We start from the raw sequence: 19,511 nt of genomic DNA, 5'->3' as shown, positions 1-19,511 counted from the left end.
TAAATTATGTTATCGTCAAAATGTAATGTTTGCTCCAAGAGAAAAATTTCGCATAAAAGCATACTCTTTTCCTGAATTGGACCCTCCATCGCTCAGGCTCTCCGTTATATCGGGAGTCATAAACGGAGGCATATGTGTTTTTTCCCACAGATTATTTCCGCTCACATAAATTCTCAATTGCTCTATAAATAAACTGGATACGTATTTCTTCGGAAGATTATAACTGAAGGTCAGGCCTTTCAATCTTAAATAGGCTGCATTCAATAAATATTTCGATTGTCGCTGTATATTCCTGTTGTTTAACGACTTTCTTGGATAGTATGCATCAGGATTTTCCGGGCTCCAGGTATTATCGATATGGTACTGGAAAATATTTCCGTTGTAGATGCCACGCGGGAATCCCCAGAACTGGTCGCTGCTGGTCCACACATCACGCTTTCCTACTCCGTCGAACATCACCCACAGGCCAATTCCTTTCCAATTGATATCCAGCTGTGCGTTATAGCGGTATCTGGGTGTATTGTTTCCAATAATCACCAGGTCACCCGGATCATCCAACGTGTTTTTACCGATATTGATCACCCCGTCGTTGTTAACATCCTTATAACGGATATCTCCAGGCTTCCATGTATGGTAAATGTAACTTTGTATATAATTCATACGGGCAGCCTCATGCTCATCCCTTATAAACCCATCAGTAACATATCCCCAATAGTCTCCCATTTTCCAACCCTTGTAATACATTGACAAAGAACCGGTAGGGTTATCAAATTTGGTAATTTCAGCCTGATAATCAGAAAGACCTGCCGATAAAGAATAGGTCAAGGGGCTACCCAGGACATTGCTGATCTTATCCCTCCAGGAAACTTCAAGTTCCCATCCTTTGGTTCGCATATCGGCAAGATTTTCCTGCCCTCCACTGGTACCCAATACAGCTGGAAGTGTCACAGAGCGTATCATATCTTTCGTATCTCGGATATAATAATCGAAGGATCCGGAGAGGCGATTATCAAACAAGGCCAGATCTATTCCGGCATCACTGCTGATTACTTTCTCCCATGTAACATTGTTTGGCAACGAGGGAGCCGACAGATAGGTGAGAGGTTCGCCATTCATCATATAATTACTCATGGCTCCACCAGTAAGAGATGCTATGTAAGAGAAGTAGGAACTGATAGCCTGGTTACCCAGAACCCCTACAGATGCCCTGAGTTTCAGGTTATCTATCACACCGCGTAGGGGAGTGAAAAAACTCTCTTCCGATATTCTCCAGCCGGCAGATGCAGAAGGTACGAACACATGGCGCTTGCCGGAAGGAAATTTTGAAGATCCGTCATAGCGACCGTTCAATTCCAGAAGGTATTTTGATTTGAAATCGTAATTTAACCGATAGAACAGACCCTGTACCCTCCATCGCGTATCGGTTTCGTTATTGCTGACATAGTTTATGGCCAGATCGGAAATAGGAGTTTCATTATCGAATAGGTCTGACATTCTGAATGACAATCCCTTGTAATCTTTTCCTTCCTGATTATATCCACCCATCGCCTTGAAATTGTGAAGTTTGTCTATATCCCAGTTATATTCTGCCCACACGTTGAATGTCTGATAATTATTTTCGCTATTCCCGTTAGACACAAAATTAGGTGTCTGGCTCTCAACCGGAGCCACCCCTTCGGGCATGGTCTGGTAAACCGTCTTACGATGTATTTTGCTTCTTCCGAAATATTTATTCAACGTATAGTTTCCTTTAATAGAGAGGCCTTTGAATGGATGCAGGTCGAAACGTCCGGTATACCACATGTCATTCCCGGTACTAATACTACGTCCTGCCTCAGCCATATGACCGATTACATTAAAGTTACCGCGACTCAGCGACATTCCTGCAAAATCGCCATTGGGCAAAAAGACCGACAGTGTAGGAAACATCCTATATACTTCATAATACCAGGTCTCGGCAGATGAGCCAGCCTTATACGGTTCATCATTATTTGTATAATTGTATTTGGTTGAAAAACCGAGGTCAAGCCAGTCGGTCATCTTTGTATCGAAGGTAAAAGAGAGGTTATAACGTTTATAGTCATCATTCCCATAACGAAAGATTCCACCCTGATCTTTAAAACCGCCGGAAAGGTAATAACTTGATTTGTCCGAACCACCTGAAATACTGAGATTATGTTGCTGCATAAATGCGGCATCCTTATAAAACTCATGAATCCAATCCGTATTACCAACATAGGCCCAACCGGGATTATTAGGTGTATAATTGGGGCTCTGAATACCTTCGGTGTCCACCAGGATAGCCGGATTATTTTCAGGATCGGCAATATGTGCATCAAGCGCAGCCAGGAAACGGTCGTTGAAATAATAGTCGCCCGGCGACTCACTGTCATACGCATCATTCCATGCTCTCGCCCATACATCGGCTCTCGGCATCTCAGGCAAACGTGCCGGAGTGCTCCATGCCAGGTTATTATTATAGTTGATCTTTATTTTCTGGTTTTCACGTCCCTGCTTAGTGGTTACCAGCATCACACCAAATGCGGCACGGGCACCATAAATGGCAGCCGAAGAGGCATCTTTCAAAACGGAAACATTCTCTACGTCCTGCGGGTTAATCAGGGAGAGGTCGCCCTCTACGCCATCGATCAACACAAGGGCCGACCCGCCGTTTAACGATGTGTTACCCCTGATATTGATCCCGGCACCTGCCGATGGCTGTCCGCTTGTAAAGGTGATGTTCAAGTTGGGTATGACCCCTTGCAACCCCTGCGCAATATTGCCTATTGGCCTATCACTCAGCACATCGCCCGAAACAGATGCGACGGCACCTGTAAGATTGAGTTTTTTCTGTGTCCCATACCCGACAACTACGAGCTCATCCAGGGTTTTGGTATCTTCTTTCAGTACAATACTGAAAAAACTCCTGTCCCCCACTAGTATCTCCTGTTCCACATAACCTATGTAAGAAATGGTTATCGTTGCATTTGATTTTACCTTCAGCGAAAAATTGCCGTCTATATCAGTAACCGTTCCGTTACTTACGACATCTTTTTCAATAATGTTGGCACCAATAACCGGATCACCGGCTTCATCGGTGATTTTTCCCGTAACTACTTTCTCCTGTTGGTTCTGATTGCCTGTAATTGCCTTTTGTATTACTGGTGGGGTTTTGCTTATTGATATTGTATTATCTGTCCGGTAAAAGTAGAGTTTTGTTTGTTCGGTAATAACATCCAGCAACTCCTGTATACCGGCATCCTTTACATCAATAGTCACTGGCGGAACTTTGCGTAAGGTGCTCTGATCATAGAAAAATTTAAAGCTTGTTTTCTGGCTGATTTTGTTAAGGACATCAACCAACTGCCCATTTTTAACATAAAATGTGATGTTTTTTTCCTTAACGTTCTGACCGTAGGAAGGAGTTACCAACAAAAGGTTCAGACAGAGAAAAGAAAAAAACAGAATAATGTTTTTAAGATTTTTGTTCACAGCTGTCAGATTATTCATAACTTTGTAAAGTTTAATGATTTTAGTGAGATTGTTAAACTGATTTACCACAAACAACCATATGATGCAAACAGTAGGGTTGTTTTGTAGTATCATCCCGAGCAGCCCTGAACAGGGTTGCTCTTTTTTAATATAATAAGAAATAATTAAGTTGTTGAGGTTTTATTCATAGGCATCTATTTTTTGATATGTTATTTATATAAAAGTATGTGATAGTTGTCTTTATTGTATTTGATTCCTGAAATATACTCAAGTGACTGCAGAACGGACTCAAGACTCTGATTGTCGTGCTCTCCTGAAATAAGGTTATCAAACTCCTGTCCCTCCTGAAAGACTATAGAACAATTGTATTCTCTCTCCAGCTCTCTGGCTACGTCCTGAATAGGAGTAGCGTCAAAATAGAGGCACCCTTTTCTCCAGCCTGCCGTCTCGTATAGATCCTGATGTTTTTTTATCGTACCCCTAAGGGAATTCACCTCAACCCGTTCCTGTGCAGAGAGTCTCATGGTTGCCTCCGGCATTTCAATCTGAACCTTACCTCTATCAACCTTAACGGAGGTAATTTCATCCATATCGTATGACTTGATATTGAATGCCGTGCCCAAGACCTTCACACAAAACTGCCCGGCAGTCACCACAAACTGCCGGTCGGGATCCCTGGCAACATCGAAAAAAGCCTCACCCTGAAGCATCACTTCACGAGCCTGCTGTGTGAATTTTGCAGGATAACGCAACCGGGAACAAGAATTGAGGGTAACCATTGACCCATCCGGTAAAGTAATATCTTTCCTTTCCCCATAAGTAGTTTCAATGCATTCATAATAAATATCCTGACGGGAAACCCCCTCATATAGGCGAAAAAAGGAAAAGATGACCGCTATTGCGGCTGCAATGCTTCCTGCCACTAAAAACAAAGGCTTTAGGGATCTTTTTTTCTTTTTCTCAATATCTTTTAAAATAGTGTAAGCTTCTTCTTTATATTCCTTATTCAGCGGGTCCCCGGTTTTTTCGAGGAACTGCGATTCCTCCCAGACGCTGAATGCAGCCTCCTCAATAATATCTTTATTGACGGGATCATTACTCTCCTCCAAAAAGGCGTAAGCCTCGTCTACGGTATAAGTCCCATTCAGAAAACGATGAATAACTGTTGTTTTATCTTTATTCCCTTTCATGAACATTCAAAAGGATGTTTAAAATATATCCTTGTATACTTATAATACACTTCAGACGAAAGAAGCAGGGGTGTTGTTAACTTAATTTTATATATTTAAACAAATCAGGATCAACAACAGATCGGCCATACTCCCGGGGTATTTCGCCAAAAAGCATCTTATTGATTTTAAAGCCTGCGTAATATGTTCCTGCACGGTATATATGGAAAGGTTCAGTTTTTGAGCTATTTCACGGTGCGACATATGCTCTTCTCTACTCATCCGGAATATCTCTTTTTGTCGTGGTGTAAGACGATTTATAGCTTTTTCAATAATTTCATTTAATTCATTATACAGAACGTTCCGGCTTGTGTCGTCATTGTAATCGATAGCTTGCGAAAGAATTGCCTGCATGACTCTCTTCTCACTTTCTATTCCCCTCAACATGTTCAATACCCTGTTTTTTACCATGGTATAAACATAAGATGAAAAAGAATACTCCGGATTGATAAAATGACGGGATTGCCAGATAACCGAAAACACATCATGAAAAATATCTTCAGCAAATTCTCTTGATTTAACAAATCTCATCGCAAAATAGATCAACCGGTCCTTGTAGCTGGCATATAATTCACTGAAAGCCTCTTCATCATTGTTCACAAGACGGAAGACAAGGGCTCTCTCGCGAACATCGTGTGCATCAGACTGATGATTATCCATAAAACTTTTATTGACCCATAAATATACAACAATAATATCAGATTTTTTTAAAATATTCAATTTCACTCCAGCATATAGCTCATAGAAGGGACTTTTTCAGGGAAAACAGCACTAAATGGCTCTTCATCCCCTAAAGTGTGATATCCGAAAAGCAATTGCGCCAATTTTCGGATATTTGCATGAAAGAGAGATTTTTCTGGAGGGCTGTATCTCCTAGCTTCTCCTCCCACAACTGTAAAAGAGGCACTGTTTACTTTCAGCAGTTCATCCCGTACAGATATAGAAAACGCTGTTTGCGGGTACCGTTCGGCAAATATCGAGATCAGTCTATGTGCATCAATCACTCGCGCCATACCCATCAGGTTTTTTTTGGGAGGGAACCCGAAAAGTGCCGCCTCCTCAACCATGGCATAAAAATCATCGAACGACTTCTGAACAGTCACATCTTTATGACGGAACAAAGAGTCAAACTCCCTGAATGCGGCGTACAGATCGCCCGGATATTTTTGCGTCAACTCTTTCAGAGAAGGCAAAGCCTCCGCTCCGGGGTCAAAAGTACGGGCAAAACCCAATTTGTCATAAAACCTCAACAGCCACTCTTCCTGAGGCACAAGCAAGATGATTGGCACATTCCTGCCGGCAGCGACGTCAAAACTTTTTATCAGCAGTTGCCGGCTATACCCTTTTTCTCTGTATTCAGGCAAGGTACACACACCGGAAAGATAGATAGCAGGAATTTCCGTCCCGCAAAAAGTGAACTGGTAAGACAACATCTGCAGAGAGGAAACAGCTTTGCCATCTTCAATATATATAAGCGTATTCTCGTTAAGGTATTTCCAGCGAAAATAAACCTCCATATAGTCATCCGGATCGTTGAACACGGTTTTCCACATATCCCAAACCTGCTGTTTTGTATTATCGTCGGCAAATTGAATCATGTTTTAATCGAAATAACGGTGAAACCTAATCAGGCAATGCAGATAACGTATGATAAACAGTTAGCTTTTGAATCTTGCGTTGTATTTTTCCAAAATAATATCAGGCTGATAGGAAAGCTTAGCCTGACGTAGATTATCAATCCCCATGTCCTCTTCACGATTCACATAGGTAAATTCTGAAGCCTCATTTTCGACAAATTGCTGATTAATGATGTTGTATGCACCGTGAGTGGTTGTAAAAGCTTTCTCCACATGAACTACAACAGTGTCTTGTGTAAGCTTCTCTCCAATGCTGAAGGCAACAATTTCGCTGTTCACGCATATCAGCCCTCCCATCAAATTAAGATATTCAAAATTATACAACATCTGTGTCGTTGCGTAATCATCATATACGAGTGAGGGGTCTTTCTCTTCACCGTTAATCTTCATCCACTTGTCAAGCATGCTTTTGCACTCTTCTACCAATACACGATTACCTGTAAGTGATTTGTACTGCCACTCATTTTCACGTTTAAACCGGTTGATATGATTACGTTTACTTTGCAGCTTCTTCCCTTTAAGATGTATCAGTTTTTCGGTGGTGTATATGTAATCTGAAACACTTCTGTTAAGGTTATATTCGAACCTTCCCGGCATCGCTTCTTCAATTTCTCTGATCATCTCTTTTGTCACACCTCTAATCTGAAAAACGGAACCGAACTGCTTATGATCATCTATGATTATTTCTATACCCTTTTTAATGTCTCCCAATCCAACAGGCTTAAGGTATGAGTTGCGATTATTATTGTCTCTAAACCTAATAAACAGCAGATTATCACTTACTGCGAATTGTGTGCTGAACTTCTTTCCCCATGTGAACAGGTTTGTAAAACATAAATCCGAAGCTCTGTAATTTTGTTTTTCGAGATATGAATTTATTATGTCTCTATCCTTTAATTCTATTGTTTTAAATGTAAGCATAAATATAAATGGCTTTCTTTGTCTTGTTTTGAGTATGATGAGTACATAACTATTCCGTTTATTAATGGCAGATCAAGACGATAAGCCTTACCAAACACAGAAATAGTCCAATGTAATTAAAACAGTGCAACAAAAATTGAAATAGTAAACAGGTCTGTAAAAGTATAAAAAAATTATTAACTCAGAGTCCCAAAAACCACTTGGCTATTGAAAAATAGATAAGAACTCCGGATATGTCGGCAATTGACGTAATCAAGGGAGCGCTCGCTGTGGCCGGGTCAAGCTTAAAGCGGGTAAACAAAAACGGAAGAAGCATGCCGATCATACTCCCCACAACAACAGTAAATACCATTGTAAGGGCAACAACCGGAATAATTTCAGGAGAGCGCCAGCTTGCCACCATGGTAACACCCACGGCCATGCTTACCCCTAGCAGCAATGCAACAATAAACTCTTTGCCCAGCAACCTCAACCAATCTCTTCGCTGCACATCGCCTACTGCAAGCGCCCTGATCATGAGCGTAGCAGATTGAGATCCCGCATTTCCAGCACTGTCTATCAATAAGGGCAGGAAAAAGACCAAAGACACAACAGACTCAATAAGATTTTCAAAACGTGCTATTGCTGCCCCCGAAAAAATATTAACAAAAACCAATGCCATTAGCCATACGATGCGCTTCTTGTAAAGAAATGGCACTGAAGCATGCAGTGGACTGATTACAGCATCTTTTACTGCACCGAACTTATGAAAATCTTCCGTCCCTTCTTGTTCAGCAACATCAAAAATATCGTCAATAGTAACAATACCCAATAGCGTTCCCGTTGTATCTATTACAGGAAGTGCGGTACAGTTATAATCCTTAAAGACCTTGACTGCTGTCTCCTGATCGTCATAAGCACTTAGCCACAGGCACTTATCTCCGATTAAATTCTCTATCAGTTCATCAGAGCCGGCAACCAATACATCGCGGATAAGGATATCATCAATAAGTTTCCATTCATAATCTACCACATATAAAACATCAAGGGTTTCTGAATCTCTGCCAAACTTGCGAACATGTTGCAATGTCTGTTCAACAGTGAAGAAAGATTTAACAGCCACAAACTTCGGAGTCATCAGTCGGCCTATACTGTCTTCGGGGTAGCCAAGCAGCTGAATAGCAATACTACGGTTTTCCGGGCTTAGCATCTGCATAAAGCGCTGTGCAACCTGCCCGGGAAGTTCTTCAAAAAAAGCAGTACGGTCATCAGGATCCATATCATTCATCAGATCCGCTACTTTTTCTGCATTATTGGCTAAATCAGAAATGACCTCTCCCTGCTTCATCGGTGAAAGTTCCTGAAAGACGTCTTTAGCCTTTTCACGCGGTAAAAATCTGAAAAGAACAGCTGAATCGAACTCCCTGCTATGTTCGATTAGAAATACAATGGAAGGGTTGTCCAATGTCAACAGATCCTCCTTAAGAATAATCCATGACTGCTCTTTAATTAGTTTACGGAATTGTGTTAATTTTTCATCCATCTCGACCTCCTTTAAACTGAACATGAATACTACATGCATTATCAACTGCTTCAGCAGCACTTGGTTAAAGGGTTGCAGCTTGTCTGCCCGACAAGTTGCATTTTCCTTAAGGCAGTGAAGCCTGCCAAAAACAGAGTTTACCGGTATTAAAACTTCTTAAACCCTACTATCTCTCTTACATCTGCAATTGTTTTCTGTGCATTCTCTCTTGCTTTTTCCGCTCCTTCAAGAGTTACTTTTCTCAGATATGCATCATCATTTTTTATCTCCAGGATCCGCTCCCTAATGGGCGATGTGACTTTTATTATATCAGCAGCCAACTGTTTCTTCAGGTCTCCATATCTTATTTGACAACTGTTCCACAGATCTTCAAAGTGTTGCACCACTTCTACGGTGGATACAACCCGGAGTATTGTAAAAAGATTTTCTATATAATCGGGCTTAACAGAATTCGGTTCTAAAGGCCCTGAATCAGTAAGCGCTTTTTTAACTTTCTTCTCAATCTCTTTAGGGGTGTCGCTAAGGTATATTGCATTCCCCTCCGACTTTCCCATTTTACCGCTGCCATCCAGCCCCGGTATCTTAACCAGTTTCTTCCCGAAATTATAAGCTACCGGCTCTTTGAAATATTCCACGCCGTAGAAATTATTAAACCGGCGGGCAAAGCGTCGTGTCATCTCCAGATGTTGTTCCTGGTCTTTTCCAACCGGCACCTTATCGGCATTGTGAATAAGTATATCTGCCGCCATTAATGTGGGATAGGTCAAAAGCCCCGCATTAACATTATCGGGTTGCTTCCTTGCTTTCTCTTTGAACGACGCTGTTTTTGACAGCTCCCCCATGTAGGCGTGCATGTTCAGATACAGATATAGCTCAATTGTTTCACGAACATCGCTCTGTACATAAATCACCGATTTTTCCGGATCGATTCCTGCCGCAAGGTAGTCCACCAGCACGTTTTTTACGTTCTGATGCAGCATCTTGGGGTCGGGATGTGTTGTCAGAGAGTGTATGTCGGCGATAAAGAAATAACATTTGTTTTCCTCCTGCATCCTGGTAAAGTTGCATAAAGCACCAAAATAATTACCCAAGTGTAATTTTCCGGTTGATCGAATACCGCTTAAAACTATATCCATGATCTGTAATAATTCTTTTAAACGCGCAAAGATAACAAAATAATGGCAAACAGAGATAATAAATTCAACACTATACGCTGTCATTATAACATTAATTACCGTTCAAGCCAGGCTTATTAAGGAAAAAATTCAGCAAATAGTTCTTTTTTGATGTTTAAAAGTACTACTTTTGTGATCTAAAAAAAAAATTCAACGAAAAGAGGCTGAACAGGTACACTACAAAATATTGAATGGGCACCTTTGTTTCATGCGATTATAAATTCTGACTTTCAGTAAAGTCAGGCTATTATTGTGTTATGCACATCAAAGGTAAGCTTGGATTATGCCTTGACGAATGAATATTTAACTTGAACTTTTTTAGCTAGGATCGCAACAAATGCAAATGTTGTATAAATAACAAATAAAATAATCATTAAAAAAAAACTTTATGAGTTGGTTAATCAAATCATCTATCGGACGGAAGTTTACACAAAGTATTTCCGGCCTTTTTCTGATTCTGTTCCTGCTTTTTCACATGTCTATGAACCTGGTGCTCATCTTCAGCTATGACGCCTATAATTTCATCGCCAATGAAATCCTTGGTGCTAACTGGTGGGCAGTATTGGGAACTGCAATCATTGCTCTGGGTTTTGTGATTCATGTTGCTTATGGAATTATACTTACGCTTCAAAACCAAAAAGCCAGAGGAAGTGACAAATATGCATCGTCCAGCAAAACGCCCGTAGCTTGGTCCTCCAAAAACATGTTCGTCCTGGGTTTATTTGTGCTGCTTTTCCTCTTCCTGCATCTTTATCAGATGTGGTACCAGATGCAGTATAAAGAACTGCTCATGATCGAAGGTGCCCGCACCGACGGCGCTCAACTGGTGGAGGAGGTATTCTCCAATCTCTGGATTGTAATTGTATACATAATCGCTTTCGTCTCATTATGGTTCCATCTGACCCACGGTTTCTGGAGCGCACTTCATACCGTTGGCTGGAACAACACTGTCTGGATGAAACGAATAAAAGTTATCGGCAATATCTTCTCCACCATTATCTCTCTGGGTTTTATTGTCGTGGCTATTGCCGTTCATCTGGGATACTCCAACATATTAGGATAACTAAAGAATTTGAATATTATGAATAAAATAGACTCAAAAATACCAAAGGGGGCTCTCGCTGAAAAGTGGACCAACTACAAGAACAATCAGAAGCTGGTTAATCCGGCTAATAAGCGTCGGCTCGACATTATTGTCGTAGGTACCGGACTGGCAGGTGCATCGGCTGCAGCATCGCTGGGTGAAATGGGATTCAACGTACTTAACTTCTGCATACAGGATTCTCCCCGCCGTGCACACTCTATTGCCGCTCAGGGAGGTATCAATGCGGCCAAGAACTATCCTAACGACGGGGACTCCGTTTACCGTCTGTTTTATGACACTATAAAGGGAGGTGACTATCGTGCACGCGAAGCCAACGTCTACCGTCTAGCAGAAGTGTCGAACAGTATTATCGACCAATGTGTGGCACAGGGTGTCCCCTTTGCCCGTGAATATGGAGGATTACTGGCTAACCGCTCTTTTGGCGGTGCACAGGTATCACGTACATTCTACGCCCGCGGACAGACCGGACAGCAACTGCTTTTAGGAGCCTATTCTGCATTGAGCCGCGCTGTTCACAACAAACAGGTTAAACTGTACACACGTTATGAGATGGTGGATCTTGTCATAATCGACGGCCGTGCCCGCGGGATCATTGCCCGCAACCTGGTAACCGGAAAACTGGAACGATTTGCCGCACATGCAGTGGTGATAGCCACCGGCGGATATGGAAACACCTTCTTCCTCTCCACTAACGCGATGACCTCTAACGGTTCGGCTGCATGGCAGTGCTACAAGAAAGGCGCCTATTTTGCCAATCCATGTATGGCTCAGATTCACCCAACCTGCATCCCGGTACACGGTGAGTTCCAGTCGAAACTTACACTGATGTCGGAATCGTTGCGTAACGACGGACGCATCTGGGTACCCAAAAAGCTGGAAGACGCCAAGGCAATTCGTGAAGGGAAACTGAACCCAACCGACCTGAAAGAGGAGGATCGCGACTACTATCTTGAACGGCGCTATCCGGCATTTGGGAACCTTGTGCCGCGTGACGTGGCATCGAGAGCAGCCAAAGAACGCTGCGATGCAGGTTTTGGTGTCGGGTCAACAGGTCTGGCTGTTTATCTCGATTTCGCAGAAGCTATCGGCCGACTCGGAAAAGATGTGGTGGAAGCCCGTTACGGGAACCTGTTCCAGATGTACGAAAAGATTGTTGACGATAACCCCTATGAAACTCCTATGATGATCTATCCTGCCATCCACTACACTATGGGCGGTATATGGGTAGATTATGAACTGATGACCACCATCCCCGGCCTTTTCGCCATTGGCGAAGCCAACTTCTCAGACCATGGTGCAAACCGCCTGGGCGCTTCGGCTCTTATGCAGGGACTGGCCGACGGATACTTTGTGCTTCCTTATACCATACAGAATTATCTGGCAGATCAGATCAATATTCCGCACTTCAAGACTGATGATCCGGAATTCGATAAGGCAGAAAAAGAAATTAACAACAAGCTTGACCGGTTGATGAATATCAGGGGAAAACATTCCGTAGATCATATTCACAAAAAACTGGGCCACATCATGTGGGATTTCGTGGGAATGGGACGAGATGCAGAGGGCCTGAAAAAGGCTATTGAGAAACTGAAAGAACTCAAGAAGGACTTCTGGACCAACCTACGTATTCCCGGTAACAAAGAGACGCTTAACGTAGAACTCGAAAAGGCACTGAGGCTTGCAGATTTCATTGAGATTGGAGAACTTATGGCTCACGATGCCCTCGACCGTGAAGAGTCGTGCGGCGGCCATTTTCGTATTGAACACCAGACAGAAGAGGGTGAAGCGTTGCGTCACGACGACAAGTTCTCTTACGTTTCCTGTTGGGAATACCAGGGAGAGGAAAAGGATCCGGTGATGTACAAGGAACCGCTGGAATACGAATTTGTGGTTCGTCAGCAAAGAAACTACAAATCTTAATCAGTTGATGAATAACGAGTAAACTTAAAAAAACAACGATCATGGATAAAGATATCAATATAAAAGTAAAAGTTTGGCGTCAGAACGGACCGAAAGAGAAGGGACATTTTGAGACCTACCCCCTGGAAAATATCTCTCAGGGAAGCTCTTTCCTCGAAATGCTGGATATCCTTAACGAACAACTCATCAACGAAGGAAAGGAGCCTGTAGTTTTTGATCATGACTGCCGTGAAGGCATTTGCGGAATGTGCAGCCTGTATATCAACGGTCATCCTCACGGGCCCGATCAGGGTATTACAACCTGTCAACTTCATATGCGGCGGTTCAACGACGGAGATACCATCACAGTTGAGCCATGGCGCTCTGCCGCTTTCCCTATCATAAAGGATTTGATGGTCGACAGGTCTGCTTTCGATAAGATAATGCAGGCAGGGGGTTACGTATCCGTAAACACGGGAGGTATTCCCGATGCTAATGCTATTCCTATCCCAAGAGACGATGCCGAGATGGCAATGGATGCTGCAGCCTGCATTGGTTGCGGTGCCTGTGTGGCAGCTTGTAAAAATGGGTCGGCAATGCTTTTCGTTTCGGCAAAGGTAAGCCAGCTTGCCCTGTTGCCTCAGGGACGAGTGGAAGCTGCCAGAAGAGCCAAATCAATGGTAGCCAAAATGGATGAGCTGGGCTTCGGTAACTGCACAAATACCGGTGCATGTGAGGTGGAATGCCCGAAAAATATCTCCATCACCAATATTGCACGGTTGAACAGAGAATTTTTGAAAGCTAAGTTCAAAGATTGATAGGTACGAAACTATAGTGAGAAAGCGTTTCTTCTCTTTTTGAAGAGTTGGAACGCTTTTTTATAAGGTTTTTAATGATTCTTTAACAACCTTATCCCGATTTTTTTTGTTTAACTATTATCATAGATATAAATATATCTTTTTTAATACAATCTATGAATAATTTTTTTGCAAAAAAATAGAAGTTTGGAACGGACATAAAATCATTATAATCCAAATAGATAATTAAAAACAGTTATATCCATCTAACTAAAAATTTAAATAATAGTATGAAACCAAAGAATATCATTCATAACAGCCTAACAGTAATATTACTGTCAATGATGAACTTGCCAGTTTTTTCACAGATTAGGTTCGGTGTAAAAGCAGACGTGGGATTGAATAATCCTAATTTCAGCACTTCCGCTCTGAAGGTCGAAAATATGACATCATACAGTATTGGCCCATCATTTGAAGCCATGCTTCTTCCGCTGGCAACTGCCAAGCTTGGTATAGATGCCTCACTTGTATATAACGATAACCGCATGACTGTCTCCAATCTTACCGGTACAAATGAAGTAAAAGATATATCAAACCGTTATCTTATGATGCCGGTAAATGCAAAGTTGAAATTTGGAGCAGGCTTGCTCCCGATAAGGCTGTTTGCCGCAGCAGGGCCATATGCCGGATATCTTATCCATGGTGATAAAATAAATATTGAAGAAACAGCTGATAATATAAAGGCTAAAGGTTTCTGTGCAGGAACCAATATTGCCCTTGGTGTTGAAGTGCTAAGAATGATACAGGTGGGGGTGAACTACAGAGTTCAGCTGACCGACAATTACTCGCTTGATAAACCTAACTGGAGAGATCCTCTTAACGGCAAAACAAACTCCTGGAATATTACAGGTTCAATCTATTTCTGATATATGTTTGCTGATCTGATACTTCCGCTCCCACTTCCCGGCATGTTCACTTATGCCATTCCAGCAGATATGCAAAACAAGATTGGGAAAGGATTCAGGGTGATTGTACCTTTTGGCAAAAGGAAGTATTACACCGGCATAGTTTCAAATATTCACAGTAAAGCCCCTCAAAATATGGCAATCAGGGAGATCCATTCCCTTATCGATTCACACCCTGTTGTGAATGAGCATCAACTGAAGTTATGGGAATGGATCTCTTTTTATTATCTCTCTTCTCCTGGAGATGTTTATAAAGCCGCTCTCCCCTCGCCTATGATCCCGGCGGATCTTAAACCTGGTTTTAAACCAAGGACAGAGTCCTTTATTCGTTTGCATTCCTCGCTGAATGTCAAATCGTTACCCGGAATAATTGGAAGAGCAAAAAAACAGCAAGCTCTCCTGGATGAGATCTCCCTTTTTCTTTCGGAAAACAAAAGGGATAGTATCAGCAGAAAAGAGATTTCAGGCTTTTCTTCCTTTTCCCCCTCGGTGCTCAACGGATTGCTGCAAAAGCAGATATTAGAAACATTCGATATGGAGAAAGGGCGTATAGTAAATGAGAACATGCCTTTACGGAAAGCTTATCCGTTAAGCGAACTTCAACAAAAAGCACTAAACGAACTTAATAACTGCTTTAACTCAAAACAAACATGTCTTTTACATGGAGTTACTTCAAGCGGAAAGACAGAGATATATATTCATCTCATAGACCAGTTTACGGCTAAAGGAGAACAAACACTCTATCTGTTACCGGAAATAGCTCTTACTGCACAGCTTACGCAGCGATTAAAATCGGTTTTCGGTAATAAGATAGGTATCTATCACTCCAAAATAAATGATAACGAGCGTACGGAGATCTGGCAAAAGATGCTCTCGGAAGATCCCTATATGATTATCCTGGGTGCAAGATCCTCCCTTTTTCTCCCTTTTCAACGCTTAGGGCTTGTAATTGTGGACGAGGAGCATGAAACAGGTTACAAACAGCAGGATCCTTCTCCCCGTTATCATGCACGTGATACAGCAATCATGCTGGCACATATATACGAGGCCAAAACAGTATTGGGATCAGCAACCCCATCTATAGAATCATACTATAACGCCATGACCGGTAAATATGGGCTGGTGACAATAAAAGAGCGATTCAACTCTGTTCATTTACCTGAAATTGATATACAGAATACAAAAGAGCTGCGAATGAAAAGGAAAATGAAATCGCTGCTTGCACCGGATTTGATCAAACAGATAAACAATGCACTTGATAATGGCGGGCAGGTAATTCTATTTCGCAACCGACGAGGTTTTGCCTCACTGATTGAATGCAAACTTTGTGCATGGACACCCAAGTGTACACGTTGTGATGTATCGCTTACCTATCACAAATTGAGCAACCGTCTGGTATGTCACTATTGCAACACCTCATACCCAGTTCCATCAGAATGCCTTAATTGCGGAGAGAAAAGCTTGAAGCCGCTTGGCCAGGGGACAGAGCAGCTTGAAGAAGAGGTGAACCAGCTTTTCCCTGGAGCTGTTGTTGCAAGGATGGATATGGATACAACCCGCGGAAAAGATTCTTACGAACGAATTATCAAAGGTTTTGAGGAAAAACAAATCGATATTTTAGTCGGGACTCAAATGTTATCAAAGGGATTAGATTTTGACAATGTGAATGTTGTTGGAATTATCTCTGCCGACTCCCTGCTCAACTACCCCGATTTTCGTTCGCACGAAAGAGGATTCCAGCTGATGATGCAGGCTGCAGGCCGTGCCGGGCGTAAAAACAAACAGGGTCTGGTGATAATTCAGAGTGCCCACCCTGGACAACCTATTTACCGCTACCTCCTTAATAACGATTACGAATCATTTTTCAGGTCACAGCTTACCGAGAGAAAACTGTTCAACTATCCGCCCTACTCCAGGATAATTTGCATTATATTCAAACACAGAAATGAGAAAATAGTTGAAAAAGCGTCAGCCTTTTTTACCAGCTATTTGAAACAATCTTTGCAGGAGCGTGTTCTCGGCCCCAACAAACCAATAGTAAGCCGGATCCAAATGTACCATATACGCGAAACAGTTCTTAAATTGGAAGCCGGATTGTCGCCGAAACGGGTACGCGATACACTGAATAATGCAGAAAAACTTTTGAGAGAAGAACAGGAATTTAAATACTCTATATTGTATTACGATGTGGACCCTTTGTAGAATGATGAAAAAAACCGGAATTGCATACTGCTATCCGGTTTTTACTTCTGTTATAAGCCTCGTTCTCACGAGACATTATTTCATTTCAATTTCTTCTTTAAGGTCTATTTCATCTCCGTCCTTGTCATAAAAAACATATTGCAGGAATCCGAGTTTCTGGTCGGGTATAACTTTCATTCCCACATTGTATTTTTTTCTCCATTTGTACTTCAACGAAATGAGGCCTTGCTGAACATATGCTGCAACATAAGGATGTATGTGCAGACTGAATTTCTTCACTTTTAGATTGTTTACCAAATAATCGATCTTCCTCTCAAGGGTGTCAGTAAAAAGAATCGATGATTTTATTTTTCCTTTACCAAAGCAAGTAGGGCAAACTTCGCTTGTGGTAACTTCCATTTCGGGCCGTACACGCTGACGTGTTATCTGCATTAACCCGAACTTACTCAATGGCAAAATGTTATGTTTTGCTCTGTCATTTGCCATCAACTCCTGCATCCTGGAAAGAAGCTTGTTGCGATGCTCTCCCTTGTTCATGTCGATGAAGTCGATAACAATGATGCCTCCCATATCACGTAAACGAAGCTGCCGTGCAATCTCTTCCGCTGCAGCTAAATTCACCTCATAAGCACTGTCTTCCTGACCGAGTTTTGATTTATTGCGATTTCCGCTGTTAACATCGATCACGTGCAGTGCCTCGGTATGTTCAATAATCAGGTAGGCACCATTTTTAAAAGTAACAGTTTTTCCAAAGAGCGATTTGACCTGTTTTGTAATGCCGAAATTATCGAAGATTGGCAACGAGCCGGTATAATCTTTTACAATATTTTTCCGGTCGGGCGCAATAATACTTACATAATCGGCAATCTGCTTAGACACGCCCCTGTCATTGACGTGAATCTGTTCGAAAGATGGATTAAATATATCGCGCAAAAGTGCTACTGTACGTCCTGTCTCCTCATAAATGAGTGAAGGAGTCTTGACTTTCAGCATTTTGCCGATGTTGTCTTCCCATCGTTTGACCAGTACTTTCAGTTCGGCATCGAGATCAGCAACCCGCTTGCCTTCGGCATTGGTGCGTATAATCACCCCGAAGTTCTTGGGCTTGATGCTATGCACCAGCTGTCTGAGCCGGGCGCGTTCTTCGCGCGACTTAATTTTTTGCGATACCGATACACGGTTAATAAACGGAATCAACACCATGAACCGTCCCGCGAAAGAGATTTCAGCCGTTAGTCTCGGTCCTTTAGTTGAGATAGGTTCTTTGGCTACTTGAACCAATATTTCCTGTCCCACTTTCAGGATATCCGATATTGAGCCCTCTTTGTCGATATCGGGTTGCAGCTTCATCTTCTGGAGCTGCGGAATCTTTTTCTTGTCTTCAACCTGTTTCTGAAAATTCAGAATAGAGTTGAATTCAACCCCTAAATCCAAATAGTGAAGAAAAGCGTCCTTTTTGTGTCCCACATTCACAAATGCTGCGTTCAGGGCGGGCATAAGTTTTTTTACTTTGCCCATGTAAATGTTTCCAACCGAGAAAGAGCTGTCTTGACTCTCTTGCTGAAGTTCTACCAGTTTCTTGTCTTCGAGAACTGCAATGGTAATTTCTTTGGGTTGAACATCTACAACAAGTTCGCTTGTCACAATTGTTCGTTTTAAATGTTTATATAATATATTGGGCTTCTGTCTTCACAACAGAAAGCAGGTTCTCACCAGAACCTTCTCCCTCTTTTATATACAAAGAACAAACTTAACTTCCTGGTGGTTTTCTTTTAAGTTTGTTCCTGTAAATATTTGTAAAAAAAGCACTAAGTTCCTATTTTCTCTTTTTGTGTCTATTTTTTCTAAGTCTTTTTTTACGCTTGTGAACAGACATCTTATGCCTTTTCCTTTTTTTTCCGCTTGGCATATTTATTTCTCCTTATTATTTAAGTTATTTAGCTTCTTTTACCTGGGCAACAAATGTTTTTGCAGGCTTGAAAGCGGGTATATTATGTTCGGGAATGATGATAGTCGTATTTTTGGAAATATTACGTGCTGTTTTCTGGGCTCTCCTTTTTACAATGAAGCTGCCAAATCCTCTCAAATACACGTTTTCGTTGCTTGCCAAAGAATCTTTAACCACTTCCATAAAAGATTCTACAGTTGCCAGGACCGATGCTTTATCAACGCCAGTCTTCTTTGCAATCTCATTAACAATGTCTGCTTTAGTCATTTTTATTATATTTTTAAATATTAAATAATAATACAGTTGATTGGTTAGTAAAATTTTGGACTGCAAATATATAGCTTTTTTCTTAAGGCGTAAAATAAATATTGGAAAATTTTCAGATTTTCCAATATTTTGCGGATAAATATACTCTATACATTCGTTTTGTAACTAAACGACTTGACTATGTAAATTCAGAATCGCATTCAATTGCCGCCATCAGCCAATAATCAGGGTGAGTCCTTTTCCAAAAGGAGTAAAGCAACACCAAAAACATGTCGACTCAGAATTACAATACAGGGTGAGAAGAAAATGCGGCGATTTACAGGATTATTGCCACCTTTTTTCTGTAACCGAT

At 41.7% G+C, this 19,511-nt stretch carries 14 protein-coding genes; 5 read left to right on the top strand and 9 right to left on the bottom strand.

Going from position 1 to position 19,511, the window contains the following annotated elements; genetic code table 11:
* Positions 1-15: 15 nt before the first annotated feature.
* The 7 genes from KDN43_RS04790 to trpS all read right to left on the bottom strand — a co-directional run bounded on the left by KDN43_RS04790 (position 16) and on the right by trpS (position 9,937).
* Positions 16-3,510, bottom strand: a complete 3,495-nt coding sequence (locus tag KDN43_RS04790; protein ID WP_238868541.1) for a TonB-dependent receptor — start codon at positions 3,508-3,510, stop codon at positions 16-18.
* A gap of 191 nt (positions 3,511-3,701) precedes the next feature.
* On the bottom strand, positions 3,702-4,682 hold the full coding sequence (locus KDN43_RS04785; protein WP_238868540.1) for a FecR family protein: 981 nt from the start codon (positions 4,680-4,682) through the stop codon (positions 3,702-3,704).
* An 87-nt stretch (positions 4,683-4,769) separates the two neighbouring features.
* The gene (locus KDN43_RS04780; protein ID WP_238868539.1) at positions 4,770-5,381 is read right to left on the bottom strand and encodes an RNA polymerase sigma-70 factor; all 612 of its coding nucleotides are present in this window, start codon (positions 5,379-5,381) and stop codon (positions 4,770-4,772) included.
* Between the two features lie 62 nt (positions 5,382-5,443).
* Positions 5,444-6,319, bottom strand: a complete 876-nt coding sequence (locus tag KDN43_RS04775) for a GNAT family N-acetyltransferase (protein WP_238868538.1) — start codon at positions 6,317-6,319, stop codon at positions 5,444-5,446.
* A gap of 60 nt (positions 6,320-6,379) precedes the next feature.
* Positions 6,380-7,279, bottom strand: coding sequence for a DUF2156 domain-containing protein (locus KDN43_RS04770; protein ID WP_238868537.1), 900 nt, complete (start codon positions 7,277-7,279; stop codon positions 6,380-6,382).
* Between the two features lie 181 nt (positions 7,280-7,460).
* Complete coding sequence (mgtE, locus tag KDN43_RS04765; RefSeq protein ID WP_238868536.1) at positions 7,461-8,801, bottom strand: magnesium transporter; 1,341 nt, start codon at positions 8,799-8,801, stop codon at positions 7,461-7,463.
* A 146-nt stretch (positions 8,802-8,947) separates the two neighbouring features.
* Positions 8,948-9,937 carry a tryptophan--tRNA ligase gene (gene trpS / locus KDN43_RS04760; RefSeq protein WP_238868535.1) on the bottom strand — a complete coding sequence of 330 codons (990 nt, stop codon included), beginning with the start codon at positions 9,935-9,937 and terminating at the stop codon, positions 8,948-8,950.
* Positions 9,938-10,364: 427 nt separating this feature from the next.
* Here trpS and KDN43_RS04755 point away from each other — a divergent pair, with 427 nt between their 5' ends.
* From KDN43_RS04755 to priA, 5 genes are all read left to right on the top strand, one after another.
* On the top strand, positions 10,365-11,039 hold the full coding sequence (locus tag KDN43_RS04755; protein WP_238868534.1) for a succinate dehydrogenase/fumarate reductase cytochrome b subunit: 675 nt from the start codon (positions 10,365-10,367) through the stop codon (positions 11,037-11,039).
* Positions 11,040-11,057: 18 nt separating this feature from the next.
* A complete protein-coding gene (locus tag KDN43_RS04750) occupies positions 11,058-13,001 on the top strand; it encodes a fumarate reductase/succinate dehydrogenase flavoprotein subunit (RefSeq protein ID WP_238868533.1) in 1,944 nt (647 codons plus the stop codon).
* Positions 13,002-13,042: 41 nt separating this feature from the next.
* A complete protein-coding gene (locus tag KDN43_RS04745; RefSeq protein WP_238868532.1) occupies positions 13,043-13,798 on the top strand; it encodes a succinate dehydrogenase/fumarate reductase iron-sulfur subunit in 756 nt (251 codons plus the stop codon).
* A 269-nt stretch (positions 13,799-14,067) separates the two neighbouring features.
* Positions 14,068-14,703, top strand: coding sequence for an outer membrane beta-barrel protein (locus KDN43_RS04740; RefSeq protein WP_238868531.1), 636 nt, complete (start codon positions 14,068-14,070; stop codon positions 14,701-14,703).
* A gap of 3 nt (positions 14,704-14,706) precedes the next feature.
* Positions 14,707-16,944, top strand: coding sequence for a replication restart helicase PriA (gene priA / locus KDN43_RS04735; protein WP_238868530.1), 2,238 nt, complete (start codon positions 14,707-14,709; stop codon positions 16,942-16,944).
* Between the two features lie 75 nt (positions 16,945-17,019).
* Here priA and KDN43_RS04730 read toward each other — a convergent pair whose 3' ends face one another.
* Together KDN43_RS04730 and KDN43_RS04725 are read right to left on the bottom strand one after the other, a co-directional pair.
* Positions 17,020-18,588 carry an Rne/Rng family ribonuclease gene (locus tag KDN43_RS04730; protein WP_238868529.1) on the bottom strand — a complete coding sequence of 523 codons (1,569 nt, stop codon included), beginning with the start codon at positions 18,586-18,588 and terminating at the stop codon, positions 17,020-17,022.
* Positions 18,589-18,877: 289 nt separating this feature from the next.
* On the bottom strand, positions 18,878-19,159 hold the full coding sequence (locus tag KDN43_RS04725; RefSeq protein ID WP_238868528.1) for an HU family DNA-binding protein: 282 nt from the start codon (positions 19,157-19,159) through the stop codon (positions 18,878-18,880).
* Positions 19,160-19,511 lie beyond the last annotated feature (352 nt).

This window comes from Proteiniphilum propionicum (assembly GCF_022267555.1).
Lineage (GTDB): Bacteria > Bacteroidota > Bacteroidia > Bacteroidales > Dysgonomonadaceae > Proteiniphilum > Proteiniphilum propionicum.
Note: the sequence above shows the minus strand (reverse complement) of the source record. Positions and strands in the feature narration are given on the sequence as shown.